The 19,931-nt window shown below is 55.5% G+C and carries 14 protein-coding genes; 6 read left to right on the top strand and 8 right to left on the bottom strand.

What is annotated here, in order from left to right; translation table 11 throughout:
• Window positions 1-167: 167 nt before the first annotated feature.
• The 7 genes from purF to aceE form a co-directional block, all read right to left on the bottom strand.
• The gene (gene purF, locus CAP48_RS11045) at window positions 168-1,685 is read right to left on the bottom strand and encodes an amidophosphoribosyltransferase (RefSeq protein ID WP_100696431.1); all 1,518 of its coding nucleotides are present in this window, start codon (window positions 1,683-1,685) and stop codon (window positions 168-170) included.
• A 51-nt stretch (window positions 1,686-1,736) separates the two neighbouring features.
• Window positions 1,737-2,225, bottom strand: coding sequence for a CvpA family protein (locus tag CAP48_RS11040; RefSeq protein WP_100696429.1), 489 nt, complete (start codon window positions 2,223-2,225; stop codon window positions 1,737-1,739).
• A 15-nt stretch (window positions 2,226-2,240) separates the two neighbouring features.
• Complete coding sequence (locus CAP48_RS11035) at window positions 2,241-3,197, bottom strand: SPOR domain-containing protein (protein ID WP_100696427.1); 957 nt, start codon at window positions 3,195-3,197, stop codon at window positions 2,241-2,243.
• 31 nt (window positions 3,198-3,228) lie between these two features.
• The gene (gene folC / locus CAP48_RS11030) at window positions 3,229-4,533 is read right to left on the bottom strand and encodes a bifunctional tetrahydrofolate synthase/dihydrofolate synthase (RefSeq protein ID WP_100696425.1); all 1,305 of its coding nucleotides are present in this window, start codon (window positions 4,531-4,533) and stop codon (window positions 3,229-3,231) included.
• Between the two features lie 219 nt (window positions 4,534-4,752).
• Window positions 4,753-6,645, bottom strand: coding sequence for a dihydrolipoyl dehydrogenase (gene lpdA, locus CAP48_RS11025; protein WP_369806339.1), 1,893 nt, complete (start codon window positions 6,643-6,645; stop codon window positions 4,753-4,755).
• 12 nt (window positions 6,646-6,657) lie between these two features.
• Window positions 6,658-8,430, bottom strand: a complete 1,773-nt coding sequence (gene aceF / locus CAP48_RS11020; protein ID WP_100696421.1) for a dihydrolipoyllysine-residue acetyltransferase — start codon at window positions 8,428-8,430, stop codon at window positions 6,658-6,660.
• Window positions 8,431-8,441: 11 nt separating this feature from the next.
• Window positions 8,442-11,144 (bottom strand): pyruvate dehydrogenase (acetyl-transferring), homodimeric type, encoded by a 2,703-nt coding sequence (gene aceE / locus CAP48_RS11015; RefSeq protein WP_100696419.1) that lies wholly within the window; start codon window positions 11,142-11,144, stop codon window positions 8,442-8,444.
• Between the two features lie 285 nt (window positions 11,145-11,429).
• Here aceE and CAP48_RS11010 point away from each other — a divergent pair, with 285 nt between their 5' ends.
• The 6 genes from CAP48_RS11010 to CAP48_RS10985 all read left to right on the top strand — a co-directional run bounded on the left by CAP48_RS11010 (window position 11,430) and on the right by CAP48_RS10985 (window position 19,039).
• Window positions 11,430-13,190 carry a PAS domain S-box protein gene (locus CAP48_RS11010; RefSeq protein WP_369806338.1) on the top strand — a complete coding sequence of 587 codons (1,761 nt, stop codon included), beginning with the start codon at window positions 11,430-11,432 and terminating at the stop codon, window positions 13,188-13,190.
• On the top strand, window positions 13,187-13,792 hold the full coding sequence (locus CAP48_RS11005; RefSeq protein ID WP_100696417.1) for a response regulator transcription factor: 606 nt from the start codon (window positions 13,187-13,189) through the stop codon (window positions 13,790-13,792). Before CAP48_RS11010 ends, CAP48_RS11005 begins: the two co-directional genes overlap by 4 nt.
• Window positions 13,793-13,807: 15 nt before the next feature.
• A complete protein-coding gene (folD, locus tag CAP48_RS11000) occupies window positions 13,808-14,677 on the top strand; it encodes a bifunctional methylenetetrahydrofolate dehydrogenase/methenyltetrahydrofolate cyclohydrolase FolD (RefSeq protein ID WP_100696415.1) in 870 nt (289 codons plus the stop codon).
• Window positions 14,674-16,830, top strand: coding sequence for a M3 family metallopeptidase (locus tag CAP48_RS10995; protein ID WP_100696413.1), 2,157 nt, complete (start codon window positions 14,674-14,676; stop codon window positions 16,828-16,830). The genes folD and CAP48_RS10995 overlap by 4 nt, the downstream gene beginning before the upstream one ends.
• Window positions 16,831-16,949: 119 nt before the next feature.
• Entirely contained in the window at window positions 16,950-17,573 is a 624-nt protein-coding gene (locus CAP48_RS10990; RefSeq protein ID WP_100696411.1) for an SCO family protein, read from the top strand.
• Between the two features lie 680 nt (window positions 17,574-18,253).
• On the top strand, window positions 18,254-19,039 hold the full coding sequence (locus CAP48_RS10985; protein WP_100696409.1) for a glutathione S-transferase family protein: 786 nt from the start codon (window positions 18,254-18,256) through the stop codon (window positions 19,037-19,039).
• A 190-nt stretch (window positions 19,040-19,229) separates the two neighbouring features.
• Here CAP48_RS10985 and CAP48_RS10980 read toward each other — a convergent pair whose 3' ends face one another.
• Complete coding sequence (locus CAP48_RS10980) at window positions 19,230-19,931, bottom strand: ABC transporter ATP-binding protein (protein ID WP_100696407.1); 702 nt, start codon at window positions 19,929-19,931, stop codon at window positions 19,230-19,232.

Here is a 19,931-nt window from a genome sequence, read left to right as displayed (position 1 = left end):
CGAAGAACCGTTGCCCTTATCAATCGAAGCCCTTACTTGCTATCCGCAAGCCGGCGTCGCAGGCAGGCCTCATAAGGAAATGACCCCTGCCGGACCGAAAGGCTACGCTGCAGTGATGCTAGCCTGCCCATGCCGCGCGCTGACAGACAGCGTCGCCGGTGTTGCGTTTACGAGCTGGCGGCGTATCCCATGTTGAACTGCAGACCGCCGATGGCCTGCCCTTCCATGACCTGATGCCGGGTCATGCGCAGTCTTTCGAGATAAGCACTGTCGACATCACCGGTCACATAATTGCCGTCAAAGCAGGACGATTCAAACTGAGTCAGGGCCGGATTCAAATCGGAAATGGCAGCTTTCAGATCATCCAGATCCTGGTAAACCAGGCCATCAGCCCCGATCTCTGCGGCAACTTCCTCCGCTGTTTTGCCATTGGCAATCAACTCGTCCTGGGTAGGCATGTCGATGCCGTAAACATTGGGATAGCAAACCGCAGGCGCAGCCGATGCAAAAAACACTTTCTTGGCGCCGGCCGCTCTTGCCATGTCGACAATCTCGCGGCTGGTCGTGCCACGCACAATAGAGTCATCAACCAGCAGCACATTTTTGTCTTTGAATTCCATGCTCATGGCGTTCAGTTTCTGACGCACCGATTTTTTGCGTACTGCCTGCCCCGGCATAATAAAAGTGCGGCCCACATACCGATTCTTGATAAACCCCTCACGGTATTCAAGCTTCAATTTGGACGCCAGCTGCATTGCGGCCGGGCGCGAAGAGTCAGGGATGGGCATGACCACATCTATCTCACGCAGGCGCAACTGCCTGGCCACTTTATCAGCCAGGTACTCCCCCATTTTCAGGCGCGCATTGTAGACATTCACGCCATTAATCGTGGAATCGGGACGGGCAAAATAAACGTACTCGAAGATGCAGGGAGTAAGTACGGGATTGTCTGCACATTGCTGCTCATGGACGTTGCCGTCCAGATCAATGAACACGGCTTCGCCCGCGCCAATATCACGAACGAAATCAAAACCATTGCCTTCGAGCGCAACCGATTCTGACGCCACCATCCATTCGGCACCCAGCTCGGATTCGAATTTACCCAGGCACAGCGGACGGATTCCAAACGGATCACGGAAAGCAAGCAGCCCATATCCGGCAATTTGCGCCACTACCGAATACGCGCCCTTGACCCGCCGGTGCACGGCCGCAACCGCATTGAACATCGCCGCTGCATCCAGAGAGGTACCTTTGGCCGCTGATTGCAGTTCGTGCGCCAGCACATTGAGCAGGACTTCGGAGTCCGAATTGGTATTGATATGGCGCTGGTCGACCTTGAATAAAGACTCGCGCAGCTCACGCCAGTTGGTCAGATTACCATTATGTGCAAAGGTGATGCCAAAAGGCGCATTCACATAGAACGGCTGTGCCTCTTCAAGCGAATCGCTGGAGCCGGCTGTGGGATAGCGCACCTGTCCGATACCTGAATGGCCGGGCAGATCACGCATATTGCGGGTGCGAAATACGTCGCGTACCAGGCCGTGGGCTTTGTACATATTGAAGTGGTTGCCGTAAGCAGTGGCGATGCCAGCCGCATCCTGCCCACGATGTTGCAGTAACAGCAGGCTGTCGTACACCAGCTGGTTCACTGGCCCGCGCCCGACGATACCGATAATTCCGCACATAAAAAGTCTATCCTGAAAAATACGAGAATGAGAGAAAACAAAAAGTTGAAGCTAATATGGCAAATACGAACCGATGCTGTCAGGCAGACGCAGCTTGATTTGCTGCACGGCCATCGTCGCCATGGGAGAGAACCTGGCATTGACCCACCAGGGCTCTTTGGGAAACGGCGTATAGCCGGCCAGCACGACCAGTATCAAAATGATCACGACGCCACGGGCTATGCCAAACAAAATACCAAGCCCCTGGTCAGCAGGCCCCAGGCCGGTGGCCTCTATCAGCGTAGCCAGCGTGACATTGACCAGGCCAACAATCAGCAAGATGGCAATGAAGACGACGGCATATCCGATGCCCATGCTGATGAGCGCATTGTTGATGTACTGCATCACCCAGGGATAAACGACCGGTCCCCACCAGATGGCGCCAATAAACGCAGCAGCATAAGCGATTAATGAGAAGGCTTCCTTGAGAAACCCTCTCATTAATCCGAGCAGCCCCGAGATCGCGATGATCCCGAGGCAGGTGTAATCAAATTCGGTCACTTCGGTGCATGGACATCAGTTCGACGAAATGAAGCCGTTGTCATAGCCTAGTGAGCGCAGTCTGGTTTGCGCGGCCTGCGCAGCCTCGCGCGATTTGAACGGGCCGACACGCAAGCGATAAATCTGTTTGCCGTTTACGACCGAGTTCTGGACATAGACGTTAGATACGCCCTCTGTGGCCAGCTTGTTGCGGCGGCTTTGGGCATCGTCAGCAGATCCATATGAGGCAATCTGCAGCGAGTAATCGCCCGAAGTAACCTGCGGTGTGCTTTTCTGAGCCGCAGCAGGTTCGCGACCTTCCAGGATGGCCAGCGCACGGGAGCCGTCATCGGTACGATTGTTGTCTTTGATCGCGCCAGGCTTTTTGGTCTGCTCTGCGGCCTTGCTTGCAGCCGCCTTCTTGCGTTCAGCAGCCTTTTTGGCGTCAGCCTGTGCTTTGGCCTGAGCCGCGGCCTGCTGCTTCTCGCGCTCTGCCTGCTCTTCGGGCGTGATTGGCTGATCTGCCGTGCCCGAAGCGATAGAACGATCCGGGTCTATGGCTTCGGTCAGTCCTGTCAAGCCGGGATCCCGCGCTGGTGTTGTAGTGCCCGGTTCCGGTGGCGGGTTCGCCGTTCCGGAGGCAACAGACCCGGCCACCGGCGGCGTCTGTGCATCGTCGCCATCAACGCTGGCGTCTTGTGAAGTGGAGCTAGGTCCGCTGGACTCAACACCTGGCGTTGTGGTGACGGACAGCGAGTTGCTATCGCTACCACCGCCCGATACCAATGGCGGTTTCTGGGCCGGCGTTGGCGTGTTGTCTGTACTGCCGGTGTCAAGCACCATAGGCACCACGATAATGGCAGCCAACACAAGAATAATGGCCCCGATCAACCGATTTCTGGCTTTGACCCGCAGGTCATTGGCCTGATTCTGTTCAGACTGGGTACGACGTTGTCCCGGCCGATTATTATCTTGTGAATTGAATAAACCCATAACTTATTCCCGACTATTATAAAGATAAGCTTCAGACGGCTGGACGCCCTAAATGCTGTAAAACTGCGGCCACGGTTAAAAACGAGCCAAACACGACTATTCTATCATTGTCGGCGGCCTTTGAATGCGCAGAATCGAAAGCTGCCGCCGGAGAATCGAAAACCGTTACGGTTGGTAACCCTTCGGCATCTGCCGGCACCTGCTTGCGGACTCTGTCGGCAATATCCTGGCCGCTGCGACCACGGTCGCCTGGCAGACTGGCACAATACCAGTGATCCACCTTGCGCCCGAACTTCTTGATAACATCGTCGCAGTCCTTGTCGTTAACCATCCCGACCACCGCGTAGGTGTATGGGAAAAAGGCCATGCTCTCCAGGTTATGAGCAAGTACGGCAGCTGCATGCGGATTGTGCGCAACATCAAGCACCACGGTAGGTTGCCCCGGAATAATCTGGAAGCGCCCCGGCAGCGCGGCCTGGATCAGGCCCTGTCGCACCGATTGCTGTGGCACGGCCAGCCGCTCCCGCAGCGACTCAATCGCTGCCAGCGCCGCCGAAGCGTTGAGCAACTGGTTTGCGCCACGCAGGGCAGGATAGGCCAAGGCGTTTCGGCGCTGATTGCGGCCTGCAAAGGCCCATTGCTGCTTGTCGGCCGAGTAGTTGAAATCACGTCCGAACAGCCACAGATCAGCTTGCAATTGCTGGGCGTAATCCAGTATCGATTGCGGTGGCTGCGGATCGCTGCAAATGGCTGGTTTGCCCGTGCGAAAGATATGAGCCTTTTCCCAGCCAATTTTCTCGCGCGTGTCGCCAAGCCATTCAGTATGGTCGACATCGACACTCGTGACGATAGAACAATCGGCGTCAACGATATTGACAGCATCCAGCCGCCCACCCAGGCCCACTTCCAGGATGGCCACATCGGTCTGATTTTCCTTGAACAGCAGCAATGCCGCCAGAGTTGTGTACTCGAAGTATGTGAGCGATATGTCGCCGCGCATGGCCTCGATCCGGGCCAGTTGCGCGACGATTTGCTCGTCAGTGGCCAGTTCGCCGCGAATACGGATACGCTCGTTGAAATCGATAAGATGCGGTGACGTATACAGGCCGGTCTTGTATCCCGCTGCCAGATAAATCGATTCGAGCATGGCACAGGTAGACCCTTTGCCATTGGTGCCGCCCACAATAATTTTAATGCCCCCACCCTCGCACGCCTGCAAACGTTGCGCAACCGACCGCACGCGGTCCAGACCGAGTTCGATGGCTTTGGGGTGCAGGGATTCAAGATAGGCCAGCCAATCGGCCAGCGAGTGCTTACTAGTAGGGATGGCGGACATAAGAAAAATGAAATACCCGAAAGCAGAATTTTAAGTCATTGAAATGAAAAACACCCCTACTTTCGGCTTTTGCCGGAAATAAGAGTGTTCATGCCGGGTCGGCAACCTGCATTGTCTACGAGAACAAAACGGGAACAAGGAGCGACCGTATTTTGCGTTGACGACGACCGCAACTGATCGTTCAGCGCGGGCCGTCAACGCAAGTGCACAGTGGCAGCGTTACTTGCGTTTAACCGGAGGCAGATCGGTACATGTCCCATGCGCGACTTCTGCCGCCATGCCCACCGATTCGCCCAGCGTAGGATGTGGATGAATGGTCTTGCCGATATCAACAGAATCGGCGCCCATCTCCACAGCCAGTGCAACTTCGGAAATCAAATCACCGGCATGGGTGCCAACGATGCTGCCGCCAATGATCCGATGCGTCTGGGCATCGAACAACAGCTTGGTAAAGCCTTCAGAGCGACCATTGGCAATGGCCCGGCCCGACGCGGCCCAGGGGAACACGCCTTTTTCGTATTTGATGCCCTGCTTTTTGGCTTCTTCCTCTGTCAGACCAGCCCAGGCCAGTTCAGGATCGGTATAGGCCACAGAAGGGATAACGCGAACATCAAAATAACTCTTGTGCCCGGCGATGACTTCGGCCGCTACATGCGCTTCGTGCACAGCCTTGTGTGCCAGCATGGGTTGTCCCACAATATCGCCAATAGCGAAAATATGCGACACGTTGGTGCGCATTTGTTCGTCCACTTCGATAAATCCGCGCTCGGTAACCTGCACGCCGGCGTTGTCGGCTCCGATTTTGGCGCCATTGGGCGAGCGACCCACTGCCTGCAGGACCAGATCATATCGCTGCGGTTCTGCTGGAGCACCGTCCCCCTCGAACTTGACCCAAACACCGTCAGATTTGGCCTCGGCAGACACCGTCTTGGTCTTGAGCATGATCTGATCAAAACGTCCTTCGTTTTTCTTTTGCCAGACCTTGACCAGATCACGATCCGCGCCCTGCATCAGCCCGTCAAGCATTTCAACGACATCCAGGCGTGCGCCCAGCGCAGAATAAACGGTACCCATTTCCAGGCCGATAATGCCACCGCCGATGATCAGCATTTTTTCAGGAATGCTCGTCAGTTTCAGGGCGCCGGTGGAGTCTACGATCCGCTCATCCTCGGGCAGAAACGGCAGCTTCACTGACTGGCTGCCGGCCGCAATAATCGCATGCTTGAAGGCAACGGTTTCGCTTGAGCCGTCGTCTTTCTTTACCGTCAGGTGATGCTCATCGGCAAACTCGCCCAGGCCATGAATGACCTTGACCTTGCGGGCCTTGGCCATACCGGTCAGACCGCCGGTAAGCGTGCCGACCACCTTGTCTTTGCTGGCGCGCAGTTTGTCCAGATCAATGGTCGGCTCCGCAAAGGTAATTCCGTTTTCCGAAAGGTGTTTGGCTTCCTCCAGCACCGCGACACTGTGCAGCAGCGCTTTGGACGGGATGCAGCCGACATTCAGGCACACGCCGCCCAGGGTGGCGTAGCGCTCGACCAGCACCACGCTCAACCCGAGATCGGCCGCACGGAAAGCCGCTGAGTAGCCGCCAGGACCGGCACCCAGCACCAGCACGTCGCAACCGTCGGCCGGTGCCGAAGCAGGCGGTGAGTACTTGACCTCGCCGCCCGTGGTGGCCTTCGGTGTTGCATCGCCCGTTTCCTGACCGGCGGACGACTGGCTCGCGGAATCACGCGCGTTGTCGCCGGTCTTGTCTGCCTTATCGGATGCAGATGGTTTTTCGGCTTGCGTAGTCTCATCACTTTTGTCAGCAGACTGCACCTTGGCGTTGTCCGCAGGCTTGTCGTCGGCCGCCGCTTTCGCACTGTCCTGCGCGGACTCAAGCATCAGGATAACGTCGCCCTCTGCGACCTTGTCCCCCACCTTGACCGACAGCGACACCACTTTGCCGGCAGACGAAGACGGGATTTCCATGGACGCCTTATCCGACTCGACCGTAATCAGGCTTTGCTCTTCCTTGACCGTGTCGCCTTCAGCGACCAGCACTTCGATCACTTCCACCGCGTCGAAGTCGCCGATATTGGGTACTTTGATTTCTGTTTGACTCATCAGTTTCTCCCGTCAGATCAGGACACGGCGGAAATCGGCCAGAATGGCGGCCAAATGCGCGTTAAAGCGTGCGGCAGCGGCGCCGTCGATCACACGATGGTCGTAGGAAAGCGACAGGGGCAGCATCAGCCGCGGTGCAAACTCCTTGCCATTCCATACCGGTTGCATGGACGACCTGGAGACGCCCAGGATGGCCACTTCCGGCGCATTGATAATCGGCGTAAAGCTTGTGCCGCCGATACCGCCCAGCGAACTGATCGAAAAGCAGCCGCCCTGCATCTGGGCCGGCGACAGCTTGCCATCGCGTGCCAGCTTGGCCAGCTCGGTCATTTCCTTGGCAATCTGGCTCAGCGCCTTTTTGTCCGCGTCGCGAATGACCGGCACAACCAGACCGTTAGGCGTATCGGCGGCAAAACCGATATGGAAGTATTGCTTGAACACCAGGCTATCGCCACTGAGCGAAGCATTAAATTCCGGGAACTTCTGCAACGCGGACACCACGGCCTTAATCAGAAAAGCCAGCATGGTGAATTTGACACCGGCTTTCTCGTATTCCTTGTTCATGGAAACACGGAACGCTTCCAGATCGGTGATATCGGCCTGCTCGTTATTGGTCACATGCGGAATCATGACCCAGTTACGATGCAGGTTCGCGCCCGAGATTTTCTTGATGCGCGACAGCGGCTTGCTTTCGACAGGACCAAATTTGGAGAAATCAATATTCGGCCAGTCCAGAACACTGAGGCCACCGCCGCCGACCTGCGAACGGGTCGTTGTTGACGAGGAACTGGTTGCCACTGAAAGCGCGGCCTTGACGAACTTGCGAACGTCCTCCTGCGTAATGCGCTGCTTTTCTCCGGAACCGGTAATCTGTGTCAGGTCTACGCCCAGTTCTCGCGCAAATTTTCGCACCGACGGCGAAGCGTGAGGCAGGTTGCGGGCGGAAACCGCAGAACCGAAAGCCGCAGTGGGCGACACGCGTTGCTGTGCACCGCCGCCGGAAGAGGCAGGCGCCTTTGCTTTTGCAGCCGGCTCGCCTTGCGCCTTGTCGACGCTGCTGTCCGCCGGTTTACCCTTGGGTTCGGCAGGCGCTGCTGCCGGTTTGGCCGCAGCTGCGCTGGCTTTGAGTTTGACGATAACAGTGCCTTTGGCCACCTTGTCGCCGACCTTGACCAGGACCTCTTGCACCTCGCCCTCGTCAGAAGAAGGAATTTCCATGGACGCCTTGTCCGACTCCACGGTAATCAGGCTTTGCTCCTGCTTGACCTTATCGCCGACAGAGACCAGGACCTCGATCACCTCGACCTCGGAGAAATCTCCGATATCGGGGATCGTGACCTCGACTGTGCCACCACCGGCTTGCTGCTGCGCGCCTTCCTGCTCGGCGGGCTCATCCTTACCGGGTGGCTGCTCGGGGTTGTCCGCGCCGGGAGTGCGTTCCTGTGGTTCGTTGGCGGAACCATCAGCAACGTTCTCGCCGTCCTTGTCCTTGCTTTTGCCTTCTTCCTTGTCGTTGCTCTCTTCCTTGTCCGAACCGGCGTCCTGATCCGCTTCCAGCGTGAGGATCACTTTGCCCTCGGCAACCTTGTCACCGACCTTGACGTTGATATCCTTGACCACGCCCGCAGCCGATGCCGGGATCTCCATGGAAGCCTTGTCCGACTCAACCGTGATGAGGCTTTGTTCTTCCTGAATGGTATCGCCCGGCGCCACCAGCAACTCAATGACTTCCACCTCACTGAAATCACCAATGTCCGGAACCTTGATTTCGATTACATTGCTCATAATGATCTGCCTTATGCGTGATGTGGATTGGCTTTATTAGTGTCAATGCCATATTTCTGGATGGCTTCGCTCACTTTTGCTTTATCGATGACGCCGTCATCGGCCAGCGCCTTGAGCGCAGCCAGGACAACGAAATGGCGATCCACCTCAAAGTGCTCACGTAGCTTGTAACGGAAGTCGGACCGACCGAATCCGTCGGTACCCAGCACCCGGTACGTCCGCTCTTTCGGCATGAAATCGCGTACCTGATCAGCAAACAGTTTCATGTAATCGGTAGAAGCGATGATCGGGCCTTCTGTTGCTTCCAACTGTTTGGTGATATACGGCACTTTCGGCTTGTCATCAGGATGAAGCAAGTTGTGACGATCAACGTCCAGCCCCTCGCGACGCAACTCGGTAAAGCTGGTGACGCTCCATACATCGGAAGAAATATCCCAGTCCTGTTTGAGCAATTCCTGCGCTTTCATGACTTCACGCAAAATTGTGCCCGACCCCATCAACTGCACATGGTGTTTGCCGCCTTCGGTAGACTGCAGCTTGTACATGCCCTTGATAATGCCGTCAACATCGCCTTGCTTCAGACCTGGCTGAGGATAGTTCTCGTTCATTAACGTGAGGTAGTAATACACGTTTTCCTGATCCTCCACCATGCGCTTCAAACCGTGCTGCATGATAACGGCCACTTCATGACTGAAGGTCGGATCATAGCTGACGCAGTTCGGAATAGTCGAAGCCAGAATATGGCTATGACCATCTTCGTGCTGCAGGCCTTCGCCGTTAAGCGTGGTGCGACCGGCGGTACCGCCCAGCAAAAAGCCGCGGCTTTGCATATCGCCGGCAGCCCATGCCAGGTCACCGATACGCTGGAACCCGAACATGGAGTAGTAGATGAAGAACGGAATCATAATGCGGTTGTTGGTGGAGTAAGACGTTGCCGCCGCAATCCATGACGCAAAGGCGCCCGCTTCGTTAATCCCTTCCTGCAACAACTGCCCGTTGGCCGATTCCTTGTAATACATCACCTGGTTCTTGTCCACGGGTGTGTACTTTTGGCCTTCGGGCGCATAAATACCGATTTGGCGGAACAGCCCTTCCATGCCGAAGGTACGCGATTCATCGGCCAGGATCGGAACCACACGCTCTCCCAGTTGCTTGTCGCGCAGCAATTGATTGAGAAAACGCACAAACGCCTGCGTTGTTGAAATCTCACGCCCTTCGCTGGTCGGCTCAAGCACTGCCTTGAACACTTCCAGCGCTGGCACTTTGAGCTGCTCGTCGGCCTGTGGGCGACGGCTTGGATAATACCCTCCCAGCTTTTCACGACGCTCGCGCAAATACTTCATTTCGGGCGAGTCTTCTGCCGGTTTGAAATAAGGCAGTTTTTCCAGCTGTTCGTCCGATATCGGAATATTGAACCGGTCGCGGAAACCCTTGAGCGAATCGATATCCAGTTTCTTTTGCTGGTGCGCCGGGTTCTGTCCCTGCGCAATGGCGCCCAGACCGTAACCTTTAATGGTTTTTGCCAGAATGACCGTCGGCTGGCCGACCGAGTTCTGGGCGGCATCAAATGCCGCATATACTTTGTAGGGATCATGGCCGCCACGATTGAGGCGCCAGATTTCTTCGTCGCTCATGCGGCTGACCATCTCCAGCAAGCGCGGGTCCTTGCCGAAGAAGTGTTCGCGAACATACGCGCCATCATTGGCCTTGAACGCCTGATACTCGCCATCAACGGTCTCTTGCATGACCTTGCGCAAAATGCCTTCTTTATCGCGAGCCAGCAGTGGATCCCAATAGCCGCCCCAGATGAGCTTGATGACATTCCAGCCGCTGCCACGGAACTCGCCTTCCAGCTCCTGAATGATTTTGCCATTGCCGCGCACCGGGCCGTCCAGGCGCTGCAGATTGCAGTTGATCACAAAAATCAGGTTATCCAGTTTCTCGCGCGCTGCCAGGCTAATAGCACCCAATGATTCGGGTTCATCCATTTCACCATCACCGCAAAACACCCAAACTTTACGTTTGCTGGTATCGGCAATGCCGCGAGCATGCAAATACTTCAGGAAGCGAGCCTGGTAAATGGCCATCAATGGGCCAAGGCCCATGGAGACTGTCGGAAACTGCCAGAACTCGGGCATCAGCTTCGGATGGGGATAGGAAGGCAGGCCCTTGCCGCCAACTTCCTGACGGAAATGGTCCAGTTGTTCTTCGGTCAGGCGCCCTTCCAGGTACGCGCGGGCATACATGCCCGGCGACGAATGACCCTGGAAATACACCAAGTCGCCGCCGTGGTCTTCGGAGGCAGCATGCCAGAAATGGTTTTGGCCGGCGCCGATCATGGTGGCCAGCGAGGCGAACGAGGCAATATGGCCGCCCAGGTCGCCGCCATCTTCAGGATTATGCTTGTTGGCCTTCACCACCATCGCCATTGCATTCCACCGCACATACGAACGGATACGCTCTTCCATGGCCATATTGCCTGGGTGTCGCGGCTCCAGCCCTGGCGGGATGGTGTTGACATAAGCGGTGTGAGGCGAATAAGGAATATTGGATCCGGACCGTCGGGCCAGGTCAGTCAGTTGCTCCAGCAGAAAGTGCGCACGTTCAGGGCCCTCTCTGTCCAGCACTGCTTCCAGTGAATCGAGCCATTCCTGGGTTTCCACGGCATCCACATCTGCGGTCTTGCCTGTCTCGGGTTTATCTGACGTAGACATTCAGTTCTCCATATCGATTTTTATGCTGGCCACAGCACTGACGCGTTCATGTAACCATACCATTTTCGGTGTCCAGGGCGATCCCATCGGTGGGATTGGACACCTGAATGATGCCCATTCTAAAAGACGGGGCGACCGCTGACAAGAAATATTTTATATAATGAGATCTAATTTTATAATGTGAAATTTACATTGCAGCGCAACATGACTAAATGACAAAATTTACGCAGTTGCTGTGATTTTGCATTCAACTCCTTTAAAATGTACAGGTTATGAACTGTGATCATGAGCATGCCCGAATTACCAAGCAAATCTTTGCTTACCTCGTCTTTTTACGATAGCGCAAAATTCAGAAAACGCGGCCTGTACTGGATCACCCCCGTTTTTGTTCTCGTGCTGTACCTGCTGGTTATGGCCGGGTTCTTCTGGCTGCAGCATTTGCACAGTCAAAGCGTCATGTTCATCACCATGGACGAAGAAACCCGACAGCAGCGGCTTCTGTTTTTTGTGATCGCCCTGTCCCTCATCATTGTGATCAGCCTGCTGGCTTTGTGGCGCTATACGCGTTTCCGATCCCATGCTGAAGCAGCTCTGCAGGCCGAAACCAGCTTTCGCCGCGCAATGGAAAACTCCATGTCCACCGGCATGCGCGTACTGGACATGCAGGGTCGCATCGCTTACGTCAACCCGGCCTTTTGCCGCATGATGGGCTGGAATGAAGCCGACCTGCTGGGCAAAAGCACGCCCTTTCCCTATTGGGTACCCGGCCGATACGACGAGCACCAGCGCACGCTGGATATCCTGATGTCCGGCAAGACGCCAAGCACCGGTCTGGAAGTGGAAGCCCAGCGCCGCGACGGCTCGCGATTTACCTCCCGCATGTACGTCTCTGCCCTGCGCGATCCAAATGGCGAGCAGATCGGCTGGATGACTTCCATGACCGATATTACCGAGCCCAAGCGAGTGCGCGAGGCCCTGGCGGCCGCCCACGAGCGATTCATGACGGTGCTCGAAGGGCTGGATGACGCTATTTCCGTGGTTGCAGACACCGTGAACGGACGCGAGCTGCTATTTGCCAACCGCACTTATCGTCGCCTGTTCGGGTCCCAGCCCCAGGGACACGCCGAGTTGCTGGCAGGTCGCCGCGGACGTTTTACTGAAGACTCTATTGAACAGTATGCCCCAAGCGTCAATAGCTGGTTTGAAGTTCAGCACCGTATGCTGGTGTGGACCGACGGTCGCCGCGTGCGGCTGCAAGTGGCACGGGACATTACGGAAAGACGCAAGCATGAAGAAGAATCACGCAACCAGCAGGAAAAAATCCAGCTCACCAGCCGACTGACCACCATGGGCGAAATGGCATCATCGCTTGCCCACGAACTGAACCAGCCGCTAACTGCGATCGCCAACTACAATATGGCGGCGGCGGCCATGCTCAAATCCGGACGGGCCACGGACGAATCGCTGCTTTCCGCACTGGAAAAAGCGGCCAACCAGGCTGAGCGCGCCGGCAAAATCGTCAGCCGCATCCGCGAATTCGTCAAGCGCAGTGAACCGCGTCGCCAACGCGTACCGGTAGAAGAGATTGTCGAACACGCACTGGACTTTGCCGAGATCGACGCGCGCAAGCGTCAGATCCGGATCGAAGCCATCATTCCCGACCACATTCCCCATGTACTGGCAGACCCGATTCTGATCGAGCAGGTCCTGCTGAATCTGGTCAAAAATGGTCTGGAAGCAATGACTCACACTGAGCATGATCTGCTTACCGTTGAGATCAAGCAGCAGAACCAGCTTGTCGAATTTGTCGTGACCGATCGCGGCCATGGCATTCAGGAGCCCGAACGTTTGTTCGAGCCTTTTTTCAGTACCAAATCGGAAGGGTTGGGGATGGGTCTCAATATATGTCGAACCATTATTGAATCACATCATGGCAGACTCTGGGCACAGGCAAATCCGGAAGGAGGCACCCTGTTTCATTTCACCCTGCCCTGTGCTCCACAAGAGCCCAATGAAACACCTATCACAGAGGAATTAACCGTATGAATAACCCAAGCAGCATTGTATATATCGTAGATGATGATGAAGCGGTGCGTGATTCGCTGCGCTGGCTCCTTGAAGCCAACGGCTACCAGGTCGTTGCCTTTGACAGCGGCGAAAAATTCCTCGAAAACTACAATCCCAATGTCATCAGCGTACTGATTGCTGATGTGCGTATGCCGGGCATGTCCGGACTGGAATTGCAGGAAACCCTGGTGGCACGCAAGGCCACCATTCCGGTGGTTTTCATTACAGGCCATGGCGATGTTCCCATGGCGGTTTCCACCATGAAAAAAGGTGCAGTCGACTTTCTTGAAAAGCCATTCAATGAAGCGGATCTGCGCGAAATTATCGCGCGTATGCTGGAGCAGGCTGTCAACAATGCCTCCGAGCAGCAGGCCCGTAAGAACCATGAAGAGCTCATCGGACGCCTGACCGCGCGCGAACAACAAGTACTCGAACGCATTGTCGCAGGCCGGCTGAATAAACAGATTGCCGACGATTTGAACATCAGTATCAAAACCGTCGAAGCGCATCGCGCCAATATTATGGAAAAACTGGAAGTGACCACAGTCGCCGATTTAATGAAAGTCGCGCTGGTCAAGTAGGATTGCACACACAACATGACAGCACGTATTATTGATGGCAAACAGCTAGCCGAAAAACTCAAGCTGCAACTGACACCCGAATTGGCCCGCCTTAAGGAACAGGGCATTGTCCCCTCGCTGACCGTTATTCTTGTCGGCGACGACCCAGCCTCACAGGTGTATGTTAACCACAAGGCCAACACGTTCAACAAGCTTGGGCTGACCTCTTCGGTCGAGACCTATCCGGCCCAGATGACCGAAGCCGAGCTGCTGACACGTATTAACACGCTCAACAACGATACCTCGGTCAACGGCATTCTGGTACAGTTGCCGCTGCCGCCGCACTTTAACGCCGACACTGTCATCGAAGCGATTTCGCCGGCCAAGGATGTGGACGGATTTCATGTCAGCAACGCCGGCGCCCTGATGATCGGCAAACCAACGTTTATTCCATGCACGCCATACGGCATTATGAAAATGCTTGAAGACGAGCAGGTCAACATTCGCGGCGCGGAAGCAGTCGTTGTTGGCGCCAGCAATATCGTGGGCAAGCCCATGGCGCTGCTGTTGCAGAAAGCCGGCGCAACGGTCACCATATGCAATTCCAAAACCCGGGATCTGGCAGCACAAACCCGACGAGCCGATATCCTGGTGGTCGCTACCGGTAAACCCGACATGATCACCGGCGATATGATCAAGCCGGGCGCAGTGGTCATTGATGTCGGCATCAACCGCGGACAGGATGGCAAGCTGAAAGGCGATGTGCAATTTGAAACCGCCCGCGAGGTAGCCTCTGCTATAACACCGGTGCCCGGCGGCGTTGGTCCCATGACAATTGTTATGCTGCTGCTCAATACCGTGCACGCAGCCGAACAACAGCATCAGCAACAGAAAGATTCACTATGAGCCAAACTCAGGTTGTCCAGACCGTAGCCGCTAGCGGCAATCCACTTCTTGCCCCCATCTCTGATCTGATCGATTATGGGTCGATCCGGCCGGAACATATCGCGCCCGCCATCGAATTGCTTCTGACAGAAACGCGTCAGGGTATTGAAGCCCTGGTCAGCAATACGATTGAGCCCGACTGGGACAACTTCATCGAGCCTATGGAGTCCCTGTCAAGCCGGCTGTGGCGCGCCTGGTCGGCTGCGGGACACCTCAATTCGGTCATCAACACCGCGGCATTGCGCGACGCCTACAATGCCATGTTGCCTGTCATCACCGAGTTTTCCAGCTGGGTGGGCCTGAACCGCGATTTGTTCAAGCACTATCTTGCTGTCTCGCAAAGCACTGAATTTGACAGCTACACGCCCACCCGCAAGCGCATTATCGAACTTGCGCTGCGCGACTTCCGGCTCAGCGGCGTAGAGCTTGAAGGCGAAAAGAGGCAGCGTTACGCGCAATTGAGCGAAGACATTGCGTTAACGTCCCAGAAGTTTTCCGAAAATGCGCTCGACGCCATGGATAACTGGCACTATCGGGTTGATGACGCCAGCATGCTTGAAGGCTTGCCGCAAGACGTTATTGACGCGGCAGCACAGGCAGCTAGCGAAGCCGCGGCACAGGGGGCACTCGAAGCGGCCGAGCAGCAAGGTGACCAGACCGCCGATCACACCGGCGCACCTGCCGGATGGCGTTTTACACTGAAAATGCCATCGTATCTGCCTGTCATGCAATATGCGAAAAATGCCACCCTGCGCGAGAGCCTCTATCGCGGCTATGCCACACTGGCCTCTGATCTTGGTCAGGCTGAATACGACAATTCGTCGGTCATTGAAAAGCTGCTCGACTTGCGCCTCGAAGATGCGCAGTTGCTTGACTTTGACAACTTTGCGCAAATGCGCCTGCAAACCCGCATGGCGCAGTCGGCCGAACAGGTCATTGCGTTCCTGCGAGATCTCGCGGCAAAGGCACGTCCGTTTGCGCAGCAGGACGTGGCCATCTTGCGGGAGTTCGCCGCCAGGGAACTGGACATGGACACGCTGCAACCCTGGGACTACACTTATGTATCCGAACAGTTGCGCCAGGCCAAATATGCTTACTCGGATGAAGAAGTGCGACAGTACCTGAGCGAAGCCAATGTCATGAACGGGCTGTTCGGGGTCATCAAGACACTTTTCAATATAGACCTGATCCCGTTTGAGGCGCCCGTATGGCATGCCGATGTCCGTGTTTTCGAAGTGCAGGAACAGGGGCGCGTCATTGGCTACCTGTATACCGACCTATACGCCCGCAAGGGCAAGCAAAGCGGCGCCTGGGTCGACAGCGAACGAAGCCGACATGTGACCAGCACCCACAGCATCATGCCCGTCGTGTATCTCAACTGCAATTTTTCACGACCGCAAGGCAGCAAGCCTGCCCTGCTTACGCATGATGACGTGATTACGCTGTTTCATGAAAGCGGCCACGCCCTGCATGCCCTGCTGTCAAAAGTGGACGAGCCCGCAGCCTCACCCTTTGCCAGCGTTGAATGGGATGCCATTGAACTGCCTTCGCAATTTATGGAAAATTTCGTGTGGGAGTGGCCGGTCATGCGCAGCATGGCAGTTCACTGGGAAACGGGTCAGCAAATGGATCGCGATTTGTTCGAGCGCTTGCTGTCAGCCAGAAATTTCCAAAGCGGCATGCAAATGGTGCGCCAGATTGAATTTTCGTTGTTCGATATGCTGATTCACACACGCGCAGAACCCACCACCATCGGCGCCGTGATGGAGATTCTCAATCAGGTGCGGCAGGAAGTCTCGGTCATTATGCCGCCGTCCTGGAATCGCTTTGCACATAACTTTTCGCATCTGTTTGCCGGCGGTTATGGCGCTGGCTATTACAGTTATAAATGGGCTGAAGTCTTGTCCGCCGACGCTTATAGCCTTTTTGAAGAGCACGCGGACAGCGAACGGGGAACTTTGGATCCGCAAATCGGTCAACTGTTCAAGGATCAGATCCTTGCCGTGGGTGGTTCTCGTCCCGCAGCAGAATCGTTCGCTGCATTCCGTGGACGGGAGCCGTCGCCCGACGCTTTACTACGCCACAGCGGGCTTGTCGCCGATGCCACGGCCTGACTATGGCTTTACTATGTCACAGGGAGCTTGTGGCCAACGCCACAGTCTGACTATGGTTTTACTGCGCCACAGCGCTCTTGCCGCTAACGCGGCAGCCTGACTCTTTTAATGGAAGTACCATGCGTGTCCGCCTTTCTCTGATGCTGGCTTTGGCCAGCCCCTTCGTATTGCACAGCGCCACCGCCCAGGGCATTCCAGATGTCCCCGGCGCCACGCAAACCCAGCGCCCGACTACAATCTATCCGATATCCAATCATCTGCCGGACCTGGCTTTCTCTCTCAATGCCAGTGAAGGGAAAACGCTAACCGCAGAAGCAGTCAAAGGCAAAGTCGTGATGCTGTTTTTCGGCTATGCCAGCTGCCCTGACATCTGCCCGACAACCATGGCACAACTGTCCGACGTCATGCAGCAATTGGGCCCCAAGGCCGCAGAAGCGCAGATCCTGTTTATTAGTGTCGATCCTCATCGCGATACACCCGAAGTGCTGCAAGCTTATGTCAACGCCTTCAATAACGGCGCGATCGGACTGACCGGTACCGAGCAGCAAATCGCCTCGGTGGCGCGTCGCTATCGTGTCGCCTACCAGATCAGCAAACCCAAAGACGCCGACAATCCACAGGCCTATGAAGTGATGCATGGTCGCGGCATTTATATATTCGACAAGAATGGCCACGCCCGCTATCTGGCCTCCGATAGTGAAACGCCGGAACAGCTCACCGAAAAAATCCGCAGCCTCCTCTGAACGCGTTTGAGTAGCGAGCTTTTAGTTCGATGCGGCCAACCTCCCGGGGTCTGGCCTCCGGGGCAATATCGGTCGCCGCAATGGTGCTCGCCCGCACGAAACACTTGGGGCAGCAAGGCATTGACCGCCCCAATCCCTGCTCCCTTCAACGAGCCCTTGGGTGCTCCCGGCCGACTATGGGTCATCACAATTGTAGCCACTTCCGGATCGTCACACCGGTGACCGCTTCCGATCTATTGTCGGTGATCATCGACATTGACCACTTCCAATCAGCGAACCGTTAATACCGACCCTGACCACAATCCTGATCGGCACACTGTCATCACCGACCTTGATCGCCTCCGTTTTACTGTGGGTCATTATCAACCTGGAGCACGTGCGACAGGCGATCCACCGTCATCAATTTACCCTTTCCCGCTGGCCGTCATATCGGATCAACGCATTATCAGTCAGAGGCAGCGGCGGCGTGATGACCAAAAGCTTGCAATGCAAAATGTAATCCAATGCCAAGTGCAATCCATTGCCAAGTGCAATTTTCCGTCTGTTTCAACCAGGCCTTTTCAATTGTGATTCTTGAAGAAAACACACGCTGCCAGCCACTGCAAGAGACGATCCCCGGCAACAAAGCACACATTTTGGTAAACTGACAAAACTTGTAAACACATTGACCTGGGAAAGCTATGATCACACTACATCATCTGGAAGCCTCGCGTTCGTTCCGCATTATCTGGTTGCTGGAAGAACTTGAGCTGAGTTACCAGATTGAGCGTCACGAGCGTCATCCTGAAACCATGCGGGCGCAAAGCTCCCTGAAAGCCGTTCATGCACTGGGCAAGGCGCCGATATTGTGCGACAACGGCTTCACCCTGATTGAATCGGGCGCCATTATCGAATATCTGCTTAATCGCTACGACAATCGTGGGCTGCGTCCGCCCATCTGCTCAGAAGATTATTTGCGTTATTCTCAATGGATGCACTTTGCTGAAGGTTCCCTGATGCCCCCGGCCCTGCTCACGCTGGTGCTTAACAAAATGGCCAATGCGCGCGTACCATTTTTTGCTCGCTCCATCGTGAAAAAAACCGTTAACGGGACACTCGAGGGTTTTGTTATGCCCGATCTGAATGTCAAACTGGATTTTCTGGATGCCGAACTGGGCAATACCGGCTGGTTCTGTGGCAGTCATTTCAGCGCCGCCGATATTCAAATGGGATTCGCACTACAGGTGCTGCACGGACGCGGCCTCGTAAGTGACAATTTGACCAATATCAAGGCGTTTCTTGAAGCCATCCGCCTGCGCCCTGCCTACCAGCGTGCAAAAGAAAAGGCCGGCCTGCTTACATTGTCACTGCCCGGAAAATCCGATACTCAGGAACCCACGCTCCCTACAGCGCCCGCCCCTGCGACAGAGCCAGAGCCGGCGCCGGCACCGGCACCGACATCGGCAACAAACGACGCTGAGCGATAAGATAGACCGGCACATATTGACTGGCTGACGAGCCTGACAGATCGGACCGAAAATGGGCTTGGCAGATAGGCTTCCCAAATAGATGCGAGATAGGTCTGTTTGGTAGGTCTGTTTAATACTGGCGCGGCTACAAAAACGCACTGTAAACCGTTTTTATTATGCGAATTCACCGCCCGAATGACTTCGCTCGTCAGTGGCCAAGATACGCTTTTCGAACGTCATCGTTCACCAGCAAATTGGCCCCGGTATCTGCCAGCACGACGCTACCGGTTTCCAGTACGTATCCGCGATCGGCTACTTTCAATGCCTTATGGGCGTTCTGCTCAACCAGAAACACCGTCACGCCTTCATCGCGGATGGTTTGAATAATTTCAAAAATCTGCGCAATAATCAGCGGTGCAAGCCCCAGCGTGGGTTCGTCCAGCAACAACAGGCGCGGCTTGCTCATCAGGGCGCGACCAATGGCCAGCATCTGCTGTTCGCCGCCAGACATCGTGCCCGAGCGCTGTGATGCTCGCTCCTTTAATCGGGGAAACAGGTCAAATACATGATCGATGCCCGCTTCGATCTGATCGCGCGGCAGGAAAAAGCCACCCATTCTCAGATTATCCATCACCGTCAGGTCGGGAAAAACCCGTCGTCCTTCGGGCGATACAGCAATACCGCGACGCATAATCTGTGATGTGGACTCATTGGTAATATCCTGGTCCAGGAAACGGATCGTACCCGATGAGGCTCTGGGGTTGCCACAAACGGTCATCAGCAACGTCGTTTTACCTGCGCCGTTGGCGCCGATCAGCGTGACAATTTCCCCTTCCGTCACTTCAATCGATACCGAATTGAGGGCCTGGATGGCGCCATAGTGTGTACTTACATTGTCCAGTTTCAGCAT

This window comes from Advenella sp. S44, from assembly GCF_002810445.1.
Taxonomy (GTDB): domain Bacteria; phylum Pseudomonadota; class Gammaproteobacteria; order Burkholderiales; family Burkholderiaceae_B; genus Advenella.
This window is presented reverse-complemented; position numbering and strand designations above follow the sequence as displayed.